This window comes from Natrinema halophilum, from assembly GCF_013402815.2.
Taxonomy (GTDB): Archaea; Halobacteriota; Halobacteria; order Halobacteriales; family Natrialbaceae; genus Natrinema; species Natrinema halophilum.
On the sequence record NZ_CP058601.1, the window covers coordinates 1,240,843 to 1,264,216 of the forward strand.

Below are 23,374 nucleotides of genomic sequence, written 5' to 3' on the forward strand. Positions count from 1 at the left end.
CGGCAGTCTCAAAAACCCGCAGACCCCGTTGGTATCGCCGACACGTATGATTATAGGGACCGACCGCCGAAAGGACACCAATGACCGAGACCCCCTCGAGTGGAGTCGCAACGGAACTTGCAGATTTCGTCGCCGAACGTACGACCGACGAGATTCCCGATGAAGCGCTTCGATTGGCTGAACGGGCGATCTTGGACACCGTTGGGGTGACGCTCGCCGGTGCCGATGCCGAGGCAGGAACGACTGCCGTCGCCGCGATGGGGGACAGCCGTGGCGAGACGACTGTCCTCGGACGTGATGAACAACTGTCTCTCTCCGACGCCGTCTTCGCGAACGCGACAGCGGGACACGCGCTAGATTTCGACGACGTCGCCCTCGCGGCGATGGACGGGCATCCGAGCGTCCCGATGGTTGCACCGCTTTTAGCCGTCGGGCAACGAAACGGAGCGTCAGGACGAGAGTTGCTGACCGCATACGTCGCCGGATTCGAGGTGCAGGGGTATCTCTCGAAACCGATCAGTCCCGGCCACTACGAAGGCGGGTGGCACGCGACGTCGACCATCGGCCTCTTCGGCGCTACTGCCGCAGTCGCCCGACTGCTCGCACTATCTCCCGACCGCACCGAACACGCGCTCAATATCGCCGCCTCGATGCCGGCCGGCCTCAAGCGGAACTTCGGGACGACGACGAAACCGATCCACGCAGGTCAGGCCGCTCGTTCAGCGACGACCGCGGCCCTGCTCGCAAGCGAGGGAGCGACGGCGGATTCGACGGCGATCGACGGCGACCGTGGGTTCTTCGACCTCTATCGAGGTGACAGTCCCCCGGACAAAGAGCGACTACCTGACCTCGGCTCCCGCTGGGCGCTGCTCGAGGACGGCATAGACGTCAAAAAGTACCCGTGCTGTTACTACACGCACGCCGCGATCTACGCGGCGACCGAGATCGCGGAAACGAACGATATTCGGGCCGACGCCATCGACGACATCGTCGTGACCGCCTCCCAGGGTGCGGCCGATGCGCTCGCCCACGACGATCCGCGGACGGGTCTCGAGGCGAAGTTCTCGATGCCGTACCTGATCGCCAGCGCGATCGTCCGTCGAGGGGTCGGTCTATCGGCATTCGAGGCTGATCGGATCGAGGAACCTGCGGTCCAGGCTGTCCGCGAGCGCGTCACGCTGTCCGTCGACGAAGACTTGCCGTACGACTCGAACACCGCTCACGTCGCTGTGACGGACCGTACGGGTGACGTATACGAACGCACACAGGAACGACCACCCGGCACGCACGACGATCCGCTTTCGAACGACGAACTTCAGGAGAAGTTCAGAATGTGTGCGGAATATGCGCCGAGACCGGTTGCGATCGACGACGCGATCACAGCCCTCGACAACCTCCGGAGCGTCGAGGACGTACGTAGCGTCATCGAATCGCTTTAACCGTCAGCCGAGCGGGCATCCGCCTCGAAATCGGACGAGGTGGATTCCGCTCGAGGTTTCGGGACGTTTACCAGCCAGCCGTTCCGATTGCTGATAATGACGCTGTACTCGCGCGTGCGGCCCCTGGCGTTTAAACTGCCGGCCGAGACTGCCCACGACCTCGGCAAGCGAACGCTCCGGGCGGCCCAGTCGACTTGGCCGACACGGGCGGCGCTATCCAGCGCGTACCAGTACGAGCATCCGGCGCTCGCGGTCGATCTGTTCGAAACGAGATTTTCAAACCCCGTCGGCGTCGCTGCGGGGTTCGACAAGAACGCGGAGGTGACTCACGCACTGGCCGCGCTCGGTTTTGGCTTCGTGGAAATCGGAACCGTCACGCCATATCCACAGGACGGCAACGACCGACCCCGACTGTTCCGGCTGCTCGAGGACGGGGGGATGATCAACCGAATGGGATTCAACGGCCAGGGAATGGAACGGGTCAAATCACGGCTCGAGAGCGACGGAACACCGGAGATTCCGCTCGGCGTGAACGTCGGCAAGATGAACTCCTCGAACGAACGCGAGGCGATCGAAGACTATCGTCGTGTGTTCGATCGACTCTCACCGTTTGCCGACTACGTCGTGGTAAACGTCTCCTGTCCGAACACGCCCGACGAGTTCGACGAGGGCTCGCCCGAACACCTTCGTTCGATTTTCGAAACGCTCGAGGCCGAAAACGACCGAGAGGTACCGATACTCGTGAAAATCGGCCCCGATTCACCCGACGAATCGATGTTCGATCTGGTCGACATCGTTCGGGAGTTCGACCTCGACGGAATCGTCGCGACCAATACCTCGACGAGCCGTAGAGACCTCGAGTCACCGCAACAAGAGGAGTGGGGTGGGCTCAGCGGGAAGCCGATCGAGGAGCGCTCCACCGAAGTCATTCGCACGCTCGCCGACTACACGGACGGCGAACTACCGATTATCGGCGTCGGCGGCGTCGATTCGGCGGCGAGCGCGTACGAAAAGATCCGAGCAGGTGCCTCGCTCGTCCAGTTGTACACCGGGTTCGTGTACGAAGGCCCCTCGACGGCGAAGCGAATCAATCGAGGGCTGGTCAAGATACTCGAGCGCGACGGGTTCTCCTCGGTCGAAGACGCGGTCGGCGCGGACGTCGTCGATCGATCGTAGCGGTTGACGTCTGCGGTCCCCGGCGGTGCTGTGGACGTGATGAATTTTGAGAACATCCGTCTCGAGTGCCAGTTTTCGGGTAGGTTCCGGTTCCAATCCATCGACGACCGATATGCCTACTGACCGGGCGCCACGGTACATTCGTCAATCACTACCTCAAACAGGGGGCGAAACGAGTCGAGTTCCGCCGATAGCTTTCAGAACGGTTCGTCGCGAACGGTTTGTACGATCGGTCGATTGCCCCGAAGTATCGGACATCACGCGTCGGTATCACAATCGGAACAGTATGCTGCGAATGACAGAGTCATGTGAAGTGTCGATCGGCAAAAAGCCGCTGTTGCAATGTATCGTTGTTCGATAGAATCGAACCCAACTGCGGCACACGGGGGCCAGGATCGGTGACTATTCGATCGTTTGGATCGAGTTCATACAACCAACGAGACTGGTGACGAACAAACTGGCGATTGCAGGTTCTACAGGCAACAGCGTAGAAAAGTGAACGGTCTGGATTTCCTCACAACAACCGTTATGCGAGCTCATGGTGTATGTCACCACAGTGAATGGAGATGCAACAAGTCACAACGAAAGCGGTTACCTGTCCTCACTGTGGGGAGAATAACACTATCTCACTCCCCGACGAGGAGACAGCGCTCGCCGTACGAAAATCGGTCGCTGCGTACGGTGAATACACGACGGTCACGTGTTCACGGGGACATACCTACTGGGTATATTTCTGCTAGCACGCACGCGACTCACGTCCCGGGTGCCTCGTTCGGCGCCTTTTCGGAGCGTGCATTCTCGACCAGCAGATTGCAGGTGCCGTCAGCGAACCTGTGGGTCATGGACATTCGTTCGAAATCGCAGTCCGCCGGTCACTCGAGCGAGCAAATTCATGGCACTCGATATTCGCGACACTCAATATTCGCGACACTCGATATTCGCGACACTCGATATTCGCGATGCTAGGCCCGGTATAGGTACACGCAGGAGAATGCGACGTATCAGGTCGAAACCGAGTGAATCAATCGATGTGACCTTCGCGGCGGAGCTGGTCTGCGTCCTGGCCGGTATAGCGCCACTCGATGGTGGCCTTCTCGTCTTGCCAGTCCCAGGGCTCGGCGACGACGATGTCGTCTTGTTCGATCCAGGTGCGATATTTCATGCGCCCAGGAATGCGTCCGAGCCGTTCCTCGCCGTCCTCACAGCGGAGGCGAACGTGGTTGCCACCGAGGTGTTCGGTCACGACGGCGAATACTTCATCGTTGTTGGGCATACGGAGGTTCCGACGCCCGGATTCTTCTGTCACAGCTTACCTACGTGAGGCAGACGTTTAAAACATGGGAGAGTCATGATACCGTGACTCGCATGGAGGTCGTTCAATTGTCGGCGGAGAGTTTTTTCACGTTTCGGGCGTGCTCCGTTCGTCGATCGGCTTGTTCTATCCGGTTTTGCGTCGCGTTCGAGAGGGGCTCGGGCAAGTCACTCCTTGCCTCGGTGAGACGCTGCTCTACCCGCTGGAGGCGCTCAGCAACGGCGGAAAGCTGCGCGTCGGCAGTACCTCGCTCACTGTCGCGTGCCCCCTCGGCAGCCTTTCGTGCGGCCTCGACGACGGCCGCGAGGGCGCGCTCGAGTCCCTCGACGGCGCTCGACGAACCACCGCCTCGATCACCGCCACTGCCGAGCGACGCGATCTCTTCCCGCGTCTCGTCGGCGATATCCGCCACGAACGTCGCGAGCTGGGCTTTGCCCGTCTCCGGGCGTTCGATGCGGACCGTCGACTTACCCCCGGGAGTCGGGTTGACCCGGTAGGCGCCGATGGCGCCGTCGCTGTCCCGGACCGCTGTCGTATAGGCCCCGCCGGTGTGGACGTAGACGGCGTCGGTTCCGTCTACCGACGACTCGTACAGCCGACCGGCGAAATCGTCTTCGACCGCGACAGTCGAGAGATCGGCCGCAGACTTCTCGCCGCCGATTTCTAGCTTCGTCGCGCGATCACGGGCGACCAATGGAATCTCGCCGCCGATGCCGGCTGCTGTCGGTGTTCCGTCGTCTGAAACAGCGACGCGTTCGCCGTGTGGCGCGCGGCCCGCACCGTTTACTGTCAGCCGATGATCGCCTGCTGGAACGTCCTGTACGACCGCGATGCCGCCGAACGTCGGGACGGCCTCGGGGTCGCTCTCCAGCAGAACGACCGACTCGACGGTCGTCTCTGTCGTGGTCAGCCCCTCGTTCTCCGGTGCATCGTCGGTCGTGACCGCCTCCGTCACGCGGGCGATGATGCTATTTACCGGTGCCGCCTCGCCGATGGCGTCGTAGCGGTCAGCCAGTGCCATCCGGTGGTTGGGAACGGAGATGTCAGCTGCCGGATTACCGTAGCGGGGCTGGGTCCACGGCGTCCCTGTCGTCGTGATATGGCCGGCGATGGCGTCCTCGACCACGTCGGGGACGGTGAACTCGAAGCTCAACTGCGGTCCGGTGAAGGCCGCGATATGTTCGACCTCGGTGCTCGGTACGAGGTCGTACTCGACGTCGGCGTCGGCCTCCTGATCGCGATGGCGGAAGACGAGCCCCGTCTCGCGCGTCGGCAGCTCCGTCGGCGGCGATGTCAGCGTGTCGTACGATCGGACCGTCAGATCGTCGTCGATCAGCGACTCGCGGGTAACAGATGGCAAACGTTCGTGTTCGTATATCGGGTCCCCCTCGTACTCCGGGATAAGGTATGGGAGCCGTGACCCCTCGTCTCGCGGCAGTCCGTACGCGAGCGGTAACTCGAGGTCCGCGAGGTCTTCGACGCCCTCGAGCGCCGTGTTCGTGATATCCGCCACCAGGTCCTCGATGGCGACCCGTTGGAAGCGATCAGGGACGTCGTTGACCGAGAGCGCACTCGAGTGTGAGCCGAGTTCCGAGAGGATGCGTGGCACCAATGCCGGATCCGGATCAAGGAATTCGTTGTTCGGCACCTTCCGGGAGTGGGAACTGGCGACGTACAGTTGCGGCTCGTCAGTCTCCGTGTCGACGAAGACGTGCAACACTTCCCAGTCGTGCCAGTGGAAGTTGGTCGTGAACTGGTCGAACACCGAATAGAACCAGAACTGGACCACGGCGAGGGGCGAGTCCTCGTACGCGACGGCGTTGTAGAACACCGTCGGATCCGGTGGGTCCCCGTCGCTGAATCGCCCGTGGTACCCGTCGACAGCATCGAACCCGATAACGACGGTCTCGCCGTCGCGCTCGCTGGCGTAGGGTCGTGGGTCCGTCGGGAACCACGGTTCGTTGGCATCGAAGTACAACGCCGGGGCGAACTCCGACGCCAACTCTCGAGCGGCTTCGCCATCCAGTCCCTTCGTCTGGCCGTCGCTCTCACGGTTGAACGCCGAACAGCCAGCCAGCGCGGTCCCACCGATGCCGGCGAGTGCGCCGAGGACAGCCCGGCGATCCACGTCGAACTCGATGTGGCCGGTCACGAGTTATCATCCCTCTTCTGAGACCCTACCGCCGGGACGTACGCGACGACAGTTCTACTGACCATACCGCTGTGTGATGCTATTTTCTCAAGAGCCTTCTGTACTGACCGCTCGCGACGCAGCTACAGTTCGCGATCCGAGTCAGGGTTCTCGAGGTCCCAGAGCACCGCCGGCAGGAACGCCTCGAGGTTGTCGACCACCCGCCGCTCACTGACGTTCAACCCCTCGCAGTGATCGTGGGCCGAGTCACGGATATCCACGTGGAGGTTGCCGTCCTCGAGCCAGACACCCAGCGGGAACACGGAACACCGGGTCGGTTTCCAATCGTCCTCGAGATGAAGCGAACAGAGCCCGTCCTCCCGCAGGAAGGCACAGGCGTGGCCGTCTTCAGCGACGTGATCGTCGCGGTCTTTCTCTTCGCGCGTGACGAATTTTTCGCCGCGAAAGTCCGTCGTCGTTTCGGCGAGATTCGCTCGCTCGGCTAACTCGAGGAGGTCCCGGTCGTAGAGGAGAACGCCGTGGTGACAACACCACGTGCAATCGTCGACGCACTCGAAGGTGAGGTCCGGATCGAACTCGACGACGACCTCGTTGTCTGGGTACACTTCGACGCGTCGCGGGGCGTCAGCGCTCACGTATCGTGGGTCGGGATTCGTCCACAAGTGCCTTTCTACCCGAGTTCCCCATCGGTCGGAGACACGTTATACGAGACACAGGAGAAAACCCACGGCTTTAGCCGTGGGTAGCTCAATTCGTCATACACACGAGTCCCGGAATCTTCCGTTCGTTCCAATCCGATGGGATGGTCAACGGTCAATGCTGGGAGACGCCGCGAGACGGAGTTACGGACGGACCGGCTCTGACTCGAGTCCGAACCGGTCTCGTTCGCTCGGGTTCACGACCGTATTCCGAAGTGTGCCAACGCCCTCGTACGTGATTTCGACGGAGTCACCGGGTTCGACCAGACCGGGGTTTGCAGGACTGCCAAAGGAGACGACGTCGCCGGGCCGAAAGGTAATCCGGCGCGAGAGATAAGCGATGACTTCGGAGGGATCGAACAGCATGCGTTCGGTGTTTGCTTCCTGTCGGCGCTCGCCGGCGACGTCCGTGTACATATCGATCCCCGTCGGATCGACGGCGGTTTCGATCCACGGGCCGAGCGGTCCGGACGCGTCGAAGGCCTTTCGCGGCGTCCGCTCGCCCTGATCGAGAGCGTCCATATCGTTCAAAATCGTGTACCCGCGGACGACACCGGGTACGTCGGCTTCGGAGAGATTTCGGCAGGGTTCATCGATGACGGCCGCGAGTTCGCCGGCGTAGGTGAGTTCGTCGGTGAACGTCGGATAGGGGATCGGATCTTCGTGTCCGACGAGCGAGGCGGGCGGCTTGATGAAGAAATCGGGCTCGTCGGGGCGTTCGTACTCCATCTGTTCGATCGTCGCTGCAAAATTTCGCCCGACGCAGTACAGCGCCGAGGGAACGCACGGTGGGAGAAAGTCCGCATCCGTACCGACCTCGTATACGCCGTCGTCCGTGTGAACGACACCGTCTTCGTACCGCCCGGCGACAGGCCCGTCGTCCGTCGCGATTCGCACGAGTTTCATTAGCGGCGCTCTCGGGGCCGACGAATTAGTCGTACCGATTTGATTCGACGGGGTCCGTTCGCGGCCCGTTAATCCTCGAGTAGCAGGTACGTTCGGCCGCCGCGGTGTTCGAGCGAGACGGCGTCCGTTTCGACGTTCGAACGGACGAATTCGTCGATACCCGCCGCGTGTACATCGGTAACGTCGATCCGGCGTTGCTGGTTTCGCGTTCCCGTCTGCCAGTCGACGAATGCGCTGTCCCCACGTTCATCGTACCCCTCGCTGCGATCGGTCCGGTCGTCGGTCGCTTCGACGATCAGTGACATACATTCCAGTTAGACCGACAGTATGTCAAACCGACCCGTCCGGAGTGAAAGTGAAAGTGCGGGACGCAACGACGGTCATACGAGCAGAGCCGCGGGGTCGCTCGAACGAACCCGACCTCCGATTTGCCGACGGGATCACGGGCGGACGTAGACGTGCCACTTTAGCCGATCCGTTTGACGTCGACCTCGCGCGGGCCGTCGTCGGTCTCGAGCGTGATCACGTCGACGATCGATTCGCGGGCACGATCCTGCCACTCTGCGACGGCTTCTGCATGGCGCTTGCGGATCTCGTCGGCTCCGTCGGGCGTATCGTCCTCCACACTGTCCGCGAGTTCGGTCTCGAGACCCGGATAGGCGGCGACGACCTCGTCCGCGATGACGTCGCCGGGCGACAGGTGAACCGCACCGGTTAGTTCGGTGTCGTCGACGCGGTAGACGTGAATTCGGGCCCGCATTCGACCGTGAAACGGCGGAGTCACGCGAAGAACAGCATCCCCGGGATTCTCGCGACTATAGACGTACGCATCGGCGGCGTCTTCCGGCGAGAGTGCGACCGAACGAATTGCTGTCGGATCGTCGTTCTCGGCCATCAAAAGCGGGTACGGGCGCGGGTCGTTTAACCTTCGGGTTCGGCGGCCTCGTCTGGTCCCCGCGGACGAAACACGGCCGCACGAACGTCCGTCGAGACACCGTACGCCGCGTCCGCGACAGACTCCGGAAGGACCACGTCGGAGTCCGTGTAGTGGACCCGCAACGCCGCACGGACCGCCTCTCGAACACAGGCGCGCGTCGCCCCACCCACTTCGGTTGCGCTCCCCGAGAAGTCAGTCGGCGTCCCCGACGGATCGTGACCGACGACGACCGCGTCGGTCGTAGTGCCCGGAAAGCCGGTTTCGGCGAGCAACGTCGCCGCCTTCGCCTCCGCGGCGACCGCGATCAGGTTCGCCAACGCGCCAGGTGCGAGCGCCCGCTCGGTGCCAACGATGACGTTGACGGTCCCCTGTCCCTGTCCCTGTCTCTGTCCCTGTCTCTGTCCCTGTCCCTGTCTCTGTCCCTGTCTCTCACCCTGACCCCGCTCGAGACCCGCTTGTCCGGTCTCGGGGACGGTCGCTTCCGACTCCGATTTCATCTTCGTATCCATCTCCGACGACGGGTCCTGCGATATCGGCAACGCTGCCGGGTTCGAAACCCCGGCGGTCGCGTAGGCTGTCACGGGACCACAGCGTGCACCGCATGCGTCTTCGATCTCCACACCGGTCAGTAAAGCCGGTCCAGTCGCGTCCGCGGCGGTCCGCTGGAAGCCCGCCCGTTCGAGCCGTTCGTCCACGTACGCGCTGAGGTCCGTCCGGTCCCAGCCCTCCGGAACCGAAATGTTGTACGCGTGATCTGCGACGCGACGGCCGCCGTTCCAGCCGGTCGAAAGCCACTCCGTCTCCGGTCGACTGACCCGGAGGACGCCGTCTCGCCGGATCGCGTCGAAAGCAGGCTCCGACTCAATCATCGGTGGCCCCGTGGTCGGACTCGGTTCTCGAGTCGTCTGCGCCGAGCGCCGCGAGCAACCGGTCGTTCGACGCTCGGTCCTTGACGGCGACTCGAACGTGCGAGTCGAGTCCGCGAAACGTCGTCGCGTCACGAATCGCCACGCCGTCGGCCCGCGCATCGGCGATCACCGTCGAGACGGTGCGGTCGCCCACGTCACAGAGGAGGTACGGTGCATCCGACGGCTGGACGTCGAACCGCTCCGCGAGCGCGGCGTGCATCCGCTTTCGTTCACGGGCAACGCGCTCGCGCGTGTCGCGAACGAACTCACCCTGTCGGAGGCAGTGGGCACCGACGCGAGCCGCCGGAATCCCGAGCGACCACGTGCGACGGGCCGTCTCGAGCGCGTCCAGTCGATCGCCGGTTGCGACGGCGAACCCGGCGCGGAGTCCGGGGAGGCCGAACAGTTTGGTAAGCGAGCGGGCGACGACGACGTGCTCATGGTCGAGTTCGACCGCCGACGGCAGGTCGGTGAACCCGAGAAACGCTTCGTCGACGAGCAAGGTCGTCCCGGCACGAGCACAGCGGGCCGCGAGCGCCTCGAGCGCGTCCAGATCGATCGCGTCCCCAGTCGGATTGTTCGGCGTACAGCAGACCACCAGAGAACACGGCTCGAGTACGGCGGGGCCAACCTCGCTGATTTCATCGTAGTGGACGAACCGCGGCTTCGACCCCTGGAGACGGACTTCGCGGGCGTACTCGCCGAAACTAGGGTACGGGACCAGCGCCTCGTCGCCCGGCTCGAGTGCGATTTCCATCGCCAGCCGTATCGCGGCGAGTCCGCCGGGGGTCGGCACGATACGCGTCGAATCGCAACCGACGTACTCGGCCGCGCCAGATCGGAAATCGGGGTACTCGTCGTCCGGATAGCGCCGAGAGTCCTCGAGTGCGGCCGCGAATACGTCGTCGACGCCGTCGGGAGTTCGCGGGTTAGTATTGGCGGAGAAATCCAGCAGGTTCCGGTCGGGTTCGCCGCCGTGCGGGACTCGACTCTCTCCCGGAATCGAGTCAGGATCCACGATCACCCTCCGCGTCCATCTCTTCTGCGGCCGTCCCTTCCGCGTCCATCTCTTCTGCGGCCGTCCCTTCCGCGTCCATCTCTTCTGCGGCCGTCCCTTCCGCGTCCGCCATCCCCACTGACGACGGCGTAGATCCGCCCTCGTTCCGACCGCCCGACTCGAGTCCCGGTTCGGTATCGATCCCGAGTCGGACACAGATCATCTCGAGTCGGTCTCTGACGTCGGACATTCGGCCCTCCGGGACGAGCGAGAGTGCCCCGCCCATCGCGACGCCCTCTTTGGCCTCGCCGGCACAATAGCGCTCCATCGCGACGTGATCTCGCTCGTCGAAACCGGGGTCCGTGACGGTGAGATCACAGTCGAATCGCTCGCAGGCATCCCACAGTCGATCGCCTTGCTCCGCCGCGACGAACGAGGTAGTCGCGATCGAAAGCGCCGCGTCGATCCCGGCGTGGCGCACCAGTGCAGCGACCGCGATCATCTGCGTCCCACCGGCCAAAGTTACGTCGATACCGGCCTCGAGCGCGCCGGCCGTAATTCCGGCGACGGTCGGCTGGACGGGATCACCGACGACACCGACCGCCTCGAGCGGTGCGCCCTCGCAATCGCCGGCCTCGAGATCGCTTGCGGTCAGGGCCTCGTCGACGACGCGTCGCTTGCGCTCGATCGGGTTCTCTGGAAGCGAGGAGGAGACACCGGTCGGTTCGCCGAGCGCGGTGAGGACGCCGAGTGCAGTGGTCGTACCGCCGGGGACCGTCTCGCCGATCAGGAGCTCGTCGTCTGGGAGGCTCGTGCCGTAGTCGTACGCGCGGTCGAAGGTGGCGTCCGCGTCGGGCACGGCAATCGGTTCTCGGACATCGTTGCCCGGCCGAACGTCGAGATCGACCGTCGGCGCAGCCGTCGGTCGGGCGAGTCCCGCATCGATCACTGTGAGGTTAAAGCCGACGACCTCCCAGACGGCGCGTGTCACCGCTGCAGGTGTCGGACACCCGCTGGGACTCACCGGAGTCACCGGCGACGCGATCGGCTCGCCGTACTCGAGGATCTCGACGTCGGCCGAGGGAGTATGCGCCATCAGCTCCGGTGTGGCTCCGGCAGCGCTGATCCCATCGATCAGGGCCGTTTCGGTCGTTCCGGCGGGGAGGAGGACTCGCATTCTAGCCCCCCGCAGTACGTCGATCCCGCAGCCGTCGGGCTGCGATTCCTGCGTCTTCGAGTCGGTTCACGTTCACCGCGAATCGTATGTCGTAGTACACATCGGTCATAGTCGTCGAATCATCCGCGTCGCCAACGACGTTGACCCCGGTCGGCACGAGGTGATCGTCGGGCTCGAGTCGCGCGTCGATGCTCACTCCGAGTCGCTGTTTGAGCGCCGCCGGAACGCAGACGGTCCGCGAGCCGTCACCGCTACCGTGGGCCGCGAGCACCCGGTCGATGCACGACGCCTCGAGTAACGGCAGATCCGCGGCGACGGTCAGGACCGGCGATGAAAGGTCGTCTCGCTCGAGGGCCGCCATCAGGTCAGGGACGTAGCCGTCGCCGCTCGTTTCGATCGTCATCACGCCGGCGGCCCGCTCGAGGTGTGAACGCGTCGATGGTGCATTCGTCGACACGGCGGCGTAGATCGTTTCGATTCCGCTCTCGCGAAGTGCCGTCACCACCCGATCGATCATCGCCGTGCCGTCGATGGGATACAGCGGTTTCTCGTGGGTCGACTCGAGGCGAGTTCCCGTCCCGCCACACATCACAAGAGCGTCCACGCGATCACCCCCGCGTGAACGCCGGCGATTCGACCGATTTCGTTTGCCGCGCCGAAAATGTCGCCACTGATTCCCCCCAGGTGACGGTTCGCCATGTACCACGGCAATCCGATGCCCGCGACGGCGCCACAGAGGGCAACCGCTGCGGCGGGATCGGGCCAGGTGAGCAAAGCGGCAGGAAGGGCAACGACTGCGGGCGCGACAACAGAGCGCGGAGCGGACGCCGCGGTGAACTGTTCTCCCATCCCCTCGTAGCTCGCCGCCCCGAAACAGGCCATCGCGGCCATGCCGAGTTTCGTCCCGACCTCCGCACTGACTGCGACGCCGACGGCTGTGCGAACCGAGAGCCCCGCCAGGCCCAACCCGGCCAGCGCGAGGGCAGCGACCGTTGCCGATACCGCGAGCAGCGCGCCGACACCGGTCGTCGTGTCCGTCAGCACGTCGCGACGGCGAGCGACGTCGCCGTGTACGACCAGCGCGTCGCCCAGGTCAGCGACGCCGTCGAGATGGTGGATTCCCATCACCGCGTACACCGCGAGCAGATAGCCGAGCGCAACGGTCGGCGGAGCGAGCATCCCAGCCGCAAGTAGCGGTATCGCCGTCAGCGCACCCGCGACATATCCGACGACGGGAAACGTCGTTGGTGTCGTTCGAAACGCGTTCCAGTCCCCGTCTCGGTAGTCGATCGGAACGCGCGTCAAAAATCCGACCGCACCGCGAAGCCCACGTATCCAGCGCCCAACGAGGGTCATGTCACCACCACGACAAGCGTTTGAACTCGAGTTTCGAGTCCCGTCCCGATCGCCGGTTCGACGGCCACGAGCATACCGGCCAGTACGACCGAGAAGACGGCAGCCATACCGACGAGCGAAACGGCCTGCTCGCCGTCGGCGAGCGTCGGGAGGTCGGCGTCCGGGTTGAGCACGTAGACCGACGGCTTTTCGAGACGAACGCCGATCGAACAGGCCAGCGTGGCCATCGGCCAGCCGGAGTTCGGAGACGGTGGAACCCGTGCCCACCGTCGGGCTCGAGGGAGTGCAAGCGGATCGAGCGCCGCGACGGCGATTGCGACTGCTGCGATTCGAGCGGGAACGTACATCACGAAATCGTCCAGTCGCGCGCTCGCGGTGCCGATCGGTTTCGAGGGATAGCCGAGCATCGAATCCAGCGTGTTGACGCCTTTGACCCAGGCGGCGACCGCCGCCGCGGCGGGAAGCGAAAACGGTGCGAGAACCGCGAACGGGAGCAGACTCGCGACCAGTCCATCCGCCAGGTTTTCGGCAGCACTTTCGACTGCGGCGCTACGAAGTTCGCCGGGCGAAAGCGACGAAACGTCGCGACCGACGAGCGCGATAACTTGCTCGCGGGCCTGCTCTGTGTCACCGTCGGTCGCTCGAACGACGTCCGCCGTCCGTTCGAGCAGTGATCGAAGGCTGGTCGTCGAAAAGAGAACGAGTGCTGCGGCGATCCCCCCGCCCATCGGGTCGAGTTCGCTCGCGACGAGGACGGCTCCGGCGGCGGTCGCAGCGGGGACGAGCGGAGCAGCGGCGGCGATTCCGATGCCGAACAGACGCTGCCGTCGTTCGTCGGTACTCCACGGCCGATCGAGGGCGTCGACGAATCGACCGAACCACGCCACCGGGTGGACGGCAGTCGGTGGCTCACCGATCAGTAAATCGAGACTGAACGCAAGGCCGATCACGGCAAGCGTCGTCAGCGTCACGGCCGGCCCTCCGCGCTGACAGCCCGTCTCCACTCGGTCATGACTGCTGTGAGTCCGTCGACGACAGCCGCGACGGTACGTCGACGAGCGACACGTCCTCGAGCAACAGTGCTTTCCCGCCGACGGCTTCGACTCCGCCATCCGTCCGGGAATCGTCGCCGACGTGAACGAGCTCTGCTGCCTCGATGCCAAGTCGGTCAGCGGTCTGTTCGAAGATTTCTGGCGCCGGCTTGCGCCACCCACAACCGATGCTCGTCACGATCGCATCGAAGTCGTCGCGCTCGAAATCGGATCTGACGAGCGTCCGGCCAACCAGTTCCGGGACGCTGCAGTTCGAACAGATCGCAACGGGTCCTCGTTCACGGGCGGCCTCGACTGCTTCGAGTGCGCCCGGCCTGGTTTCGACGGTAGGATCAAACGCCGCCACGACGGCCCGTCTAGCCGCGTTGTGCTCGTAATCGACACCGCGGCTTGCAAGCGTGCGGGAGACGTGGGCCGGCAACGGGACTTCAGCCCCCTCGGGCGCATCGACGTGAGGTTCCGCGTAGGCGTCGGCCCAATCGTCCGGAACTGCGACGTCTCGTTTCTCGAGTTCGGTCGCGACGGCTGCGGCCGGGTCGTCCGGCCCGTCGGCGGTCACCAGCGTTCCAAAGAGATCAAACGATACACCCACAGTCGTGTCACTAGCACAAGCTGACTTTAATTTCGCGATACGCGTGTCGCTTCCAGTGAAGTCGTTCGGACAGCCACCAAAACGGAACGTCCCTGGCCGGCTAAACCGCGATCAGGCGAGTCGGGCGAACGCTAGATTGCCCGAAATGTTCTTGATGTAGATGTCGACGACGTCGCCTTCGTCTGCCCCCGGCACGAAAATGGTATAGCTTCCTTTCTCTGCGACGCCGTCTCCTTTGCGGCCAGTTCCGGTGATTTCGACCGTGTAGGTCTGGCCTTCCTCGACGGCGTCCTGTTGCTGTTGCTGCTGGCTGCTCGTCGAGCGTTTGGTAACCGGTCGGAACGCACCACACGCGTCACAACGCAGCATCGGCGTTCGGTCTTCTCGGACCAGACGGGTGTCCGGCAGCCCACACTCCGAACAGAGGACGTACTCGTCGACGTAGGCGTCGATCGCCGCGCTTATGTCGCGTTGTGAGAACGTCCCGTTGTATCGACCACGGCCGTTCTCGAGTTTGCCGCTGGTCCCGAGTTCCCGCTGGATGAACCGGTGGAGGTGTTCGGTCTCTCGAGAGAGAACGTCGGCTACTTCGTCGAGGTTCGTCACTCGCGTAAATGCACCGTCTTTCTGCGTCTGGGGGTCGGGAATCTGGAGTCGCTGTTCGTCGCCCCCGATATCTGGAACGTCCTCCATCGCTCGGTCGAGACTCGATTCGTAATCCATACACGAGAACAGACGACGCGAACGTAAATCCGTTCTGCTATCGTAATCCACCCGATTGCGCGCTGATCGCTGAAGGATGAGTTGGAAGGAGGTCGTAGTGCAGTCAGCCATCCACGCGGGTGGCTCGACTCAGTATCCGTCGTCGTCACTCTCGCCGATCATGCCCTCTTTTTCCGCGTCGAGTGCCTCGAGGTCGCGTTCCGCGTTGGCTTCGTTCGGGCTGCCCGCCTCACCGGTTATTTCCCCGTAAACCGCTTCACGGACGTCTTCGGGGGACTCGTACTGCTCGTCGACCAATCGGTCGAAGACATCCCCGAACGATTCCGTCTCGTTAGGCATGTCGATCGGTTCGTCGCCGTACTCCGTGGCGAGTTCCTCGCTGGTGATCGGGTACTCCATCTCGCCGAGGTGGCGTTCGACGTCCTCGAAGATCGATTCGGTGTGTTCTGCCCGCTCGGATTTCCGCTGTTCGGCGCGGTCTTGTACTCGGTCGTGACTCCGTCCATCATCGCTCATACAGGAGGGTACTGGAATCCGTCGGAAAAGCGATCGGCTGGCGGATGCGTGTTCCGCTCTGCGATGCGCTTCCGGTTACCTTCCGCACCGACCGGTACCGATGGAGGCGGTTTGCGTGGGGGTTACCGCCACACAGAGCGTCACAATGTGAACCTGCAGTCGAACCCACCATTTTCTGTGTGATACGGGGATACTGGCACCTCGTGGTCGATGGGGAGGAGTTTCACTGTCCTTTCTGTCGGTCGAGTACTCTATCAGAACCGAAGTTGTGTCCTCGAACTCGAACTCGTTCGTGTTGTTACTGAAGTAACAACAAGGAGGTTGTTATCGAACTCCTCACAGTGGGTATTTATAGAATACTTACCAACCTGTCACGACGAGAATGGACGACGCAGACGCGAACCGGCGTACGATAGCCGCATGCGAGCACTGTGGCGCACTCTATGCAGCACTGGAGTTTTCGAACGAAACGATTCGACCGATCGGCCGCAGAGACGGCTGTCGGTGCGGAAGTACGGAGTTTTCCGCTATCGAGGACGGTTCGATGATGTCTACTTCCTGTGAGAACGAAAGCGAGAAGTGACGCGTCTCGAGGTCACGCCACGAGACATCCTCCTGTCGAAGTCGTTGAAACGATTTTCGTACCGCTCGCATGTTGGACCAGCGAATCCTCGCTGGCTGCGAATTCGTGACCGGGGCGTGCACTGTCAGTCGATGACTACTCTGGGCTGCCCGTCCGCCAGACCGGGTCGCTTCCGGTTGGCTGCCCGAAATCGACCACCGTCTCGCACTACCCTCGCGGCGACTCTGCCGGCCGAGCGACGAGTTCGATAGCGACATCACGACCGCGAACACAGCCCGGTACGGCGACGGTCGGCGAACTCGATAGTGATGGAACGATATCCCGTCCGCCCCCGATGGAAGCAGTCCTCGAGAATACGGCGGAAACGCTCACGTCGAGGTGTGTGACCCGTCAGAAATCCCGTCTTACGGGTAGTGATCGACTGTTATCGTTGCCGAAAAGCAGCAAGCAACGCGTTCACTCGGGCCCGAACGAACGTGTCGTCGATCGTGTGGGTGAATCGATGCGGCATCGGACTGGGACGTTTTCCAGTGCTTTCAGGAGAAACTCGCCAGCAAAATCGCTGCCTACTCAACGTAGAGATCCGCTACCAGCGGGTACGCTGCTCATATATAGAACGGGTTATCCGGTACGTCAACTGGATGACCCGTACTATATCAAGACAGTCGTCACGACGGAACGGTAGTTCGATCGACCCCTCATCAGCCAGAAGCGAGTTTGGAGCGTAAGTCATGTCCCGTTTACGCCGACTCATGAACGGAGTTCCGGGGCGTTCGCGGACGCTTCTCGTGCTCAGCCTCGCCCTGGTCGCGATCGGCGGACTCGTCGCATCGGGTGCTGTCGGTGCGACGGCAACCGTCCTGGACCCGGATTCGAAGGACGCGAAGAACGGTGTTTCGGAGGAAGCATACCGTCAGCCTGCACCGGAACCGGGAGATCCGTACTTCGAAGCGGCAGCCGACGACGGATCCTGGATTAGCTACGAAAACCCGCGTGACGAATACCGAAGCCCCTACCTCGGAGATGGCTCCGGAAAGATTTGCGTGACGCTGGTCAACGAAAACGGCAACCCTGTCGTCGGGACGTCGGTTCCGAACACGTCCGTGACGATACCGACCGACGGGGCAACGACGTGGCACCCCGATGCCGATCCGATGACCGTCACGTTCCCGATGACCGATCATTACGAGTTCCCGCTTGACGGCGACGAATTCGGAACGAGCCCCGACATCGCACAGGGTGATGGATACATGGACTCTCACTGTATCGAGATGCACGGAAACCCCATCGGTTCGAGCGTCGAGTACGGTAAAGCCGAAATCAACGGCAAGTACGCAGACCGGATCGACGTCGCCGGATACATCCAGCAGACGCCCGCCGGAGATGGGTGGAATTCAGACCTCGATCCGGTCGCCGATGCCGAGTCCTACGAGCAAGCCGGCGGCGGTTGGACTACCACTCAAAACTCCACCCACGGAGGGGCAGTCGTCGTGTTGCAACTCGACGCACCGGCCGACGAGCGTATCGAATCCGGCAGTTCGAACACGTCCGAGAAGGGCGGAGTCGACTCGACCGAACCGAAAGATGGGAGCAGTGACACGACCGGTGGAACCGGAACCGGAGCCGACGGTGGCGACGGTGGCGACGGTGGCGACGCGATGCCCGGTTTCGGGGCGCTCGCAGCCGTGATCTCACTGTCGATAGCGGTCCTCGCTCGCTATCGATAACGACATCGAAGAGACCGCCTGAGTCACTCCGGGGCTGATCGCGACCCGGGTGAATCCGGCGGGATCGCGGTAGACACGGACGATTAGGCGATCGTGATTCACCACGGCTACGAGTACATCGGTGATGGAAGGCGGAGACCGGGGTCACCGAAATGTGAAGCGTCGAGCTGAAAGGAATCCGCCGTCGGAATCAATTAGGTTTTGACCGTTCCCACGAGACAGCCGATAAATGACGAATACAAGCGAATCTGACGAAGGGGGTCCGCGCGTCCCGGTCGTCTGTCAGGACTGCGAGACGACGACTCGCATCCCTCTGCCGGACGTTGCCGATGCCATCGAGCGACACAACGCGCAACTCCACGACGGTGACGACGTCGCGAAGGTCGACCCAGCCATTGCCGATCGCATCGCCGATCTCGCCGCCAGCGACCTCGGCCTGCTCGAGGACGACGGATAGCGATAGATCGATCGCTGCGGTGACGCCAGCCGCCGGAACGAAAACCTATCGACGCCCCGACGGGAAGCGAGGCGGCTGGAACACTGTTGTCGGTCGAGATGCACTCGTGTTTCTCGAGCATCCGCTCATCGCCCTTACACGGTCGTCAGACGGACGTCTACGGGAGTGATCGGATACGGTTGGTCGACGAAAGGCGGGAGCGCTTACACCCCTGGCGCATCAGTACGAGCGGGACACGATTTGATACACCGATCGATCGGATCGTAGTCGATGATGCCGAATTCGGCCATCACGGGGAGATGAACGTGGTGGAGCGCGATCGTGACCTCCGAGACGGTCTCGTCGTCGACCCCGTCGATGCCGTCCTCCCGAGCGACGATCCCTGCTGCCAACTCCACCAGTTCGACGGCACCAGTCATTCCCGCAAGAATGTCGAGGGTCAGTCTCCGTCGCTTTGCTGCCAGCAATCGGTGGCGGTCGCCTTCGGTTCGGTCGTCGAGTTGAGGCTGCTCCTGCGCGGGATCGTGTGCAGATTGAGTCATACAGATGTACTCCGACCGGTCAACGTCCGGCGTATCCTGTTCAAAGACCCAGTTATTGGTAAGAGTGTACTAGAGGTAATTAGGTATTGTCCGGTCCGCGGCGAGGTCGGTCGACCGCTTCGCATTCTATTCACGAACACGTATGGGAGACGACCGTCGTCCACCCGGTTTCTATTTCCGGGTGACACTCCTTCGGCGGAGGCTTGATACGCTTCGATGCGCTTTATACTGTCATGACTTCCAGCCCCTTGACTGAGAGCCTCCGAGAAACGCTCGCACTCTTCGATGGATCCGGGGCCCCACGGACGACAAACGAGATAGCGTCCCAACTCGACCTCGGTCGCCGGAGTACCTACGAACGCCTCGAGCGACTCGTCGACCACGGTGAACTGGAAACCAAGAAAGTGGGGGCAAGCGCACGCGTGTGGTGGCGGCCGACTTCGTCGAGGAACGACTGGTCGGACAGCGCTGGTGACTGGCCGGCCGTCGCCGAGTCGATGATCGACGACGTACTCGGCGATGCCGACGTCGGTGTCGTCGTCCTCGACGCGAACTTCGAGGTAGCGTGGGTCAATGACACGTTCGAACGATACTTCGGACTCGAGTCAGAGCGCATCATCGGGCGAGACAAGCTGACGGTCGTCGAAGAACGGATCACCGACGTAGTCGAGGACGGAGCGACACTCGCGGACACTATCCGAGAGGCCTACGAGAAGAACGAATCCGCCGAACAGTTCGAGTGTCGCGTGACCGCGACCGAGGAACGCGAGGCGCGCTGGCTCGACCACCGGAGCAAGCCGATTGAGTCAGGGGCGTACGCAGGCGGTCATGTCGAATTCTACTACATATCACGGAGCAAAAGCGGTCGGAACGCGCTCGGCAGGAAGACCACGTGCGCTTCGAATCGCTGATCGACGCGATCGAGGAGTACGCGATCTTCATGCTCGACGCCGACGGCTACGTCCGCAGCTGGAATGCCGGGGCCGAGCGGATCAAAGGCTACGAGACTGACGACGTGCTCGGCGAACACGTCTCGATGTTCTACACCGAGACCGACCGAGAGGCCGGCATCCCCGAACGGAACCTCGCAGCCGCCGCCGAGCGGGGATCGATCGAGGACGAAGGATGGCGCGTCGGGGCCGACGGCTCACGGTTCTGGGCGAGCATCACAATTACCGCTATCCGCGACGAGAACGGCGATCTCGAGGGGTACGCGAAGGTGACCAGGGACATGACCGACCGACGCGAGCGCGAACAGGGGATTCGACGCGAACACGATCTTCTCGAGCGAGTCATGGAGGCCAGTTCGACGGGAATCGGAATCTTCGATGCCGACGGCAGCCCACGGCGGATGAACCGCAAATTCATGGAGTTTCTCGGTGTCGACGGAGAAACGACGGAATACTCGCTGGGGGATCGGCCCGTGCTCGACGAAGACGGCACGGTGATCCCGTACGCAAAGCGACCCGCCGCTCGCGCGCTGGCGACCAACGAACCCGTGACGGGCCAGCGCGTCCGAATCGACGAATCCGACGAGCAGGCGCGGTGGCTTTCGGTGAATGCCGAGCCGCTCGTCGACGATACCGGCATCGTCGTAACGATGGCGGACGTCACCCGACTCGAAGAGCAGTCACGGCGCCTTGAGCGCCAGCGCGACGATCTCGACAGCGAGCTAGAAGCCGTGTTCGACCGGGTCGACGATGCGTTCTACGCGCTCGACGAGAGGCTGCGGTTTACGTACGTCAACGACCGTGCCGAAGACCTCCTCGGTTTCGCCGAAGCCGAACTCCTGGGACGGAACGTCTGGGAAGCGCTTTCCGTCGCCGACGACGACCCGATTCGAGACCGGTTCGAAACGGCGATGGCCACACAGTCCGCGGTGAGTTTCGAGCGCCGTTCGGAGCCGCTCGGCATCTGGGAGGCCGTCAGACTGTATCCCTCGGAGAGCGGACTCTCCGTCTATTTCACCGACATCACGGAGCGCAAGGAGCGCGAGCGGGAACTCGAGCAGTACGAGCGCATCGTCGAGACGATCGACGACGGTATCTACGCGGTCGACGACGACGCACGGTTCGTCATGGTCAACCAGGGCTTCTGTGACATGACGGGCTACGACCGTGCGGAGCTCATCGGTGCGCACGCGACGACCGTACACGACGACGAGATCACGCAGCAGGTCGAGTCACTGACAGCGGATATCTCCGACGGAGATCGAGGCGTCGCGACCGTCGAACTCGACCTGTACACGAAAGACGGGGACGTCATCCCCTGCGAGAGCCGGTTGGCCCCGCTCCCGATGGACGATGCCAACGGTCGCTGTGGCGTGGTTCGCGACATCTCGGGGCACCTCGAGCGAGAGGAGCGGCTCACGAAGCGCATCGAGCAACAGGAAGCAGTCGCCGAGCTCGGCCAACGGGCGCTTGCGAACCGCAACGTGGACTCGTTATTAGCAGACGGAACCGATCTGGTAGTCGAAACTCTCGAGACCGACTACTGCAAGGTGTTAGATCTCGACGAGACCGACGAGACGTTCCTGCTACGCGAGGGGGTCGGTTGGGGAGCGGACGTCGTCGGCGAAGCGACTGTCCCGGCAACCGAGAACGACTCTCTGGCGGCCTACACGCTGACCGACGAGGAGCCCGTCATGGTGGACGACCTCGCCACGGAGTCGCGCTTCGACAACGTCGAGGAGTTGACGGACGACGGCATCACGAGTGGTATCAGCGTCGTCATCGGGACGCGAAACGATCCCTGGGGGGTGCTCGAGGTCCACGACGTCGGCCACCGGGCGTTCTCCGACCACGACGTCAGCTTCGTCCAGTCGATCGCGAACATCTTCGCAACCGCTATCGACCGTCGCGACAGCGAGCGAGAACTCGAGCGCCAACGCGAACAACTCGCCGCGCTCAACAACCTAAATGACGTCGTCCACCGGATTACCGAGGCGGTCATCAATCAATCCACGCGATCGGAGATCGAGCAGGTCGTCTGTGACCATCTCGCCGAGACGGATTCCTACCTGTTTTCTTGGATCGGCGACATCGACGTCGCGTCGCAGACAGTGACCATGCGAACCGAAGCGGGCGTGGACGGCTACCTCGAAGGGATCACGATCTCCGCCGATCCGGACGACAGGCGGAGTATGGGGCCGACGGGTCGGGCTATCGCGGAGCGCGAAGTGCAGACGACCCAGGACATCGAGGACGATTCGAGACACGATCCCTGGCAAAGCCATACCGATGGGTACGGATTCCGCTCATCGGCAGCCATCCCGATCGTCCACGAGGACACCGTGTACGGCGTGTTGAACATCTACGCCGAGCGGCCGAACGCATTCGAAGACAAGGAACGGACGGTACTGGGCCAACTCGGAGAGGTAGTCGGCCACGCCATCGCGGCCACTGAGCGAAAGCGGGCGTTGATGAGCGACGACGTCATCGAACTCGAGTTTCGGGCTCGAGATCTCTCCGGCACGCTGGGGGTAGACCTCGAAACCGCAGGCAGGATCACGCTCGACCACTCCATCCCGATCGAGGACGAGGAGTATCTCGTCTACGGAAGCACAACCGAGGACGCAGTCGGAACGGTCGAGTCGCTCGTCGAAGCCATTCCCCACTGGTCCGATGTGACGTTCCGATCGGAAAGCGGGCGAACGAGTTTCGAACTTCGCCTCTCTGAACCGCCGGTGTTATCGACGGTCGCCACACTCGGCGGTGCAATCGAAGACGTCGTCATCGAGGACGGCGATTACCAGATGACGATCTATCTGGCACCAGGAGCAGACGTTCGACGGGTCATCGACGTCGTCCAATCGGCCTATCCAACAGCGGAACTGTTGAAGCACCGCCAGATGACGCGCCGCGATACCACCGCGGAACGCATCCAGGACGTGCTGTCGGTAGACCTCACCGACCGACAGCAGGCGACGCTCGAGGCAGCCTTTCACGCCGGCTTCTTCGAGTGGCCGCGCGACGCCACCGGCGAGGAGGTAGCTGAGTCGCTCGATATCGCGCCAGCAACGTTCCACCAGCACCTCCGTCGAGGCCAGCAGAAAGTGTTCGCGTCGTTGCTTTCGGTTCGAACGTCGTCCTGAGGATTTCCGACCCACGTCAGAATACGGTGGA

At 62.8% G+C, this 23,374-nt stretch carries 24 protein-coding genes; 8 read left to right on the forward strand and 16 right to left on the reverse strand.

From position 1 onward, the window contains the following. The first annotated feature begins 80 nt into the window (after positions 1-80). From HYG82_RS26845 to HYG82_RS44570, 3 genes are all read left to right on the forward strand, one after another. A complete protein-coding gene (locus HYG82_RS26845) occupies positions 81-1,439 on the forward strand; it encodes an MmgE/PrpD family protein (RefSeq protein WP_179260167.1) in 1,359 nt (452 codons plus the stop codon). A gap of 96 nt (positions 1,440-1,535) precedes the next feature. Next, positions 1,536-2,615, forward strand: coding sequence for a quinone-dependent dihydroorotate dehydrogenase (locus tag HYG82_RS26850; RefSeq protein WP_179260168.1), 1,080 nt, complete (start codon positions 1,536-1,538; stop codon positions 2,613-2,615). Positions 2,616-3,181: 566 nt separating this feature from the next. Next, complete coding sequence (locus tag HYG82_RS44570; RefSeq protein ID WP_425495419.1) at positions 3,182-3,355, forward strand: hypothetical protein; 174 nt, start codon at positions 3,182-3,184, stop codon at positions 3,353-3,355. A 281-nt stretch (positions 3,356-3,636) separates the two neighbouring features. Here HYG82_RS44570 and HYG82_RS26855 read toward each other — a convergent pair whose 3' ends face one another. From HYG82_RS26855 to HYG82_RS26925, 15 genes are all read right to left on the reverse strand, one after another. Further along, positions 3,637-3,921: a translation initiation factor eIF-1A gene (locus HYG82_RS26855; RefSeq protein WP_179260169.1), complete on the reverse strand. Its 285-nt coding sequence runs from the start codon at positions 3,919-3,921 to the stop codon at positions 3,637-3,639. A 70-nt stretch (positions 3,922-3,991) separates the two neighbouring features. Continuing rightward, on the reverse strand, positions 3,992-6,079 hold the full coding sequence (locus HYG82_RS26860; protein WP_179260170.1) for a hypothetical protein: 2,088 nt from the start codon (positions 6,077-6,079) through the stop codon (positions 3,992-3,994). Between the two features lie 122 nt (positions 6,080-6,201). Further along, positions 6,202-6,714: a YkgJ family cysteine cluster protein gene (locus HYG82_RS26865; RefSeq protein ID WP_179260171.1), complete on the reverse strand. Its 513-nt coding sequence runs from the start codon at positions 6,712-6,714 to the stop codon at positions 6,202-6,204. A gap of 207 nt (positions 6,715-6,921) precedes the next feature. After that, positions 6,922-7,683, reverse strand: coding sequence for a fumarylacetoacetate hydrolase family protein (locus tag HYG82_RS26870; protein WP_179260172.1), 762 nt, complete (start codon positions 7,681-7,683; stop codon positions 6,922-6,924). Between the two features lie 68 nt (positions 7,684-7,751). Continuing rightward, on the reverse strand, positions 7,752-7,988 hold the full coding sequence (locus tag HYG82_RS26875; protein WP_179260173.1) for a hypothetical protein: 237 nt from the start codon (positions 7,986-7,988) through the stop codon (positions 7,752-7,754). A gap of 161 nt (positions 7,989-8,149) precedes the next feature. After that, the gene (locus HYG82_RS26880) at positions 8,150-8,578 is read right to left on the reverse strand and encodes a DUF8009 family protein (RefSeq protein ID WP_179260174.1); all 429 of its coding nucleotides are present in this window, start codon (positions 8,576-8,578) and stop codon (positions 8,150-8,152) included. A gap of 26 nt (positions 8,579-8,604) precedes the next feature. Then, positions 8,605-9,489, reverse strand: a complete 885-nt coding sequence (locus tag HYG82_RS26885; RefSeq protein WP_179260175.1) for an adenosylcobinamide amidohydrolase — start codon at positions 9,487-9,489, stop codon at positions 8,605-8,607. Then, a complete protein-coding gene (locus tag HYG82_RS26890; protein WP_179260176.1) occupies positions 9,482-10,546 on the reverse strand; it encodes a threonine-phosphate decarboxylase in 1,065 nt (354 codons plus the stop codon). Before HYG82_RS26890 ends, HYG82_RS26885 begins: the two co-directional genes overlap by 8 nt. Further along, positions 10,536-11,702: a nicotinate mononucleotide-dependent phosphoribosyltransferase CobT gene (gene cobT, locus HYG82_RS26895; protein ID WP_179260177.1), complete on the reverse strand. Its 1,167-nt coding sequence runs from the start codon at positions 11,700-11,702 to the stop codon at positions 10,536-10,538. Before cobT ends, HYG82_RS26890 begins: the two co-directional genes overlap by 11 nt. Position 11,703: 1 nt before the next feature. Beyond that, the gene (locus HYG82_RS26900; protein ID WP_179264385.1) at positions 11,704-12,291 is read right to left on the reverse strand and encodes an NTP transferase domain-containing protein; all 588 of its coding nucleotides are present in this window, start codon (positions 12,289-12,291) and stop codon (positions 11,704-11,706) included. Then, positions 12,291-13,058, reverse strand: a complete 768-nt coding sequence (gene cobS / locus HYG82_RS26905; protein ID WP_179260178.1) for an adenosylcobinamide-GDP ribazoletransferase — start codon at positions 13,056-13,058, stop codon at positions 12,291-12,293. Before cobS ends, HYG82_RS26900 begins: the two co-directional genes overlap by 1 nt. After that, positions 13,055-14,029 (reverse strand): adenosylcobinamide-phosphate synthase CbiB, encoded by a 975-nt coding sequence (gene cbiB / locus HYG82_RS26910; protein WP_235217839.1) that lies wholly within the window; start codon positions 14,027-14,029, stop codon positions 13,055-13,057. Before cbiB ends, cobS begins: the two co-directional genes overlap by 4 nt. Positions 14,030-14,066: 37 nt before the next feature. After that, a complete protein-coding gene (locus HYG82_RS26915; RefSeq protein ID WP_179260180.1) occupies positions 14,067-14,702 on the reverse strand; it encodes an HAD family hydrolase in 636 nt (211 codons plus the stop codon). Between the two features lie 111 nt (positions 14,703-14,813). After that, entirely contained in the window at positions 14,814-15,425 is a 612-nt protein-coding gene (locus HYG82_RS26920) for a translation initiation factor IF-2 subunit beta (protein ID WP_179260181.1), read from the reverse strand. Between the two features lie 129 nt (positions 15,426-15,554). After that, complete coding sequence (locus HYG82_RS26925) at positions 15,555-15,941, reverse strand: DUF5789 family protein (protein WP_179260182.1); 387 nt, start codon at positions 15,939-15,941, stop codon at positions 15,555-15,557. A 382-nt stretch (positions 15,942-16,323) separates the two neighbouring features. Here HYG82_RS26925 and HYG82_RS26930 point away from each other — a divergent pair, with 382 nt between their 5' ends. From HYG82_RS26930 to HYG82_RS26940, 3 genes are all read left to right on the forward strand, one after another. Then, positions 16,324-16,524: a hypothetical protein gene (locus tag HYG82_RS26930; RefSeq protein WP_179260183.1), complete on the forward strand. Its 201-nt coding sequence runs from the start codon at positions 16,324-16,326 to the stop codon at positions 16,522-16,524. 731 nt (positions 16,525-17,255) lie between these two features. Next, positions 17,256-18,251, forward strand: a complete 996-nt coding sequence (locus HYG82_RS26935) for a PGF-CTERM sorting domain-containing protein (RefSeq protein WP_235217840.1) — start codon at positions 17,256-17,258, stop codon at positions 18,249-18,251. 229 nt (positions 18,252-18,480) lie between these two features. Further along, positions 18,481-18,708 (forward strand): DUF8149 family protein, encoded by a 228-nt coding sequence (locus HYG82_RS26940; protein WP_179260184.1) that lies wholly within the window; start codon positions 18,481-18,483, stop codon positions 18,706-18,708. A gap of 203 nt (positions 18,709-18,911) precedes the next feature. Here HYG82_RS26940 and HYG82_RS26945 read toward each other — a convergent pair whose 3' ends face one another. After that, the gene (locus tag HYG82_RS26945; protein WP_179260185.1) at positions 18,912-19,250 is read right to left on the reverse strand and encodes a DUF7344 domain-containing protein; all 339 of its coding nucleotides are present in this window, start codon (positions 19,248-19,250) and stop codon (positions 18,912-18,914) included. 233 nt (positions 19,251-19,483) lie between these two features. Here HYG82_RS26945 and HYG82_RS26950 point away from each other — a divergent pair, with 233 nt between their 5' ends. Then, positions 19,484-20,161: a PAS domain-containing protein gene (locus HYG82_RS26950; RefSeq protein WP_179260186.1), complete on the forward strand. Its 678-nt coding sequence runs from the start codon at positions 19,484-19,486 to the stop codon at positions 20,159-20,161. Further along, positions 20,143-23,343, forward strand: coding sequence for a PAS domain S-box protein (locus HYG82_RS26955; protein ID WP_179260187.1), 3,201 nt, complete (start codon positions 20,143-20,145; stop codon positions 23,341-23,343). Before HYG82_RS26950 ends, HYG82_RS26955 begins: the two co-directional genes overlap by 19 nt. Positions 23,344-23,374 lie beyond the last annotated feature (31 nt).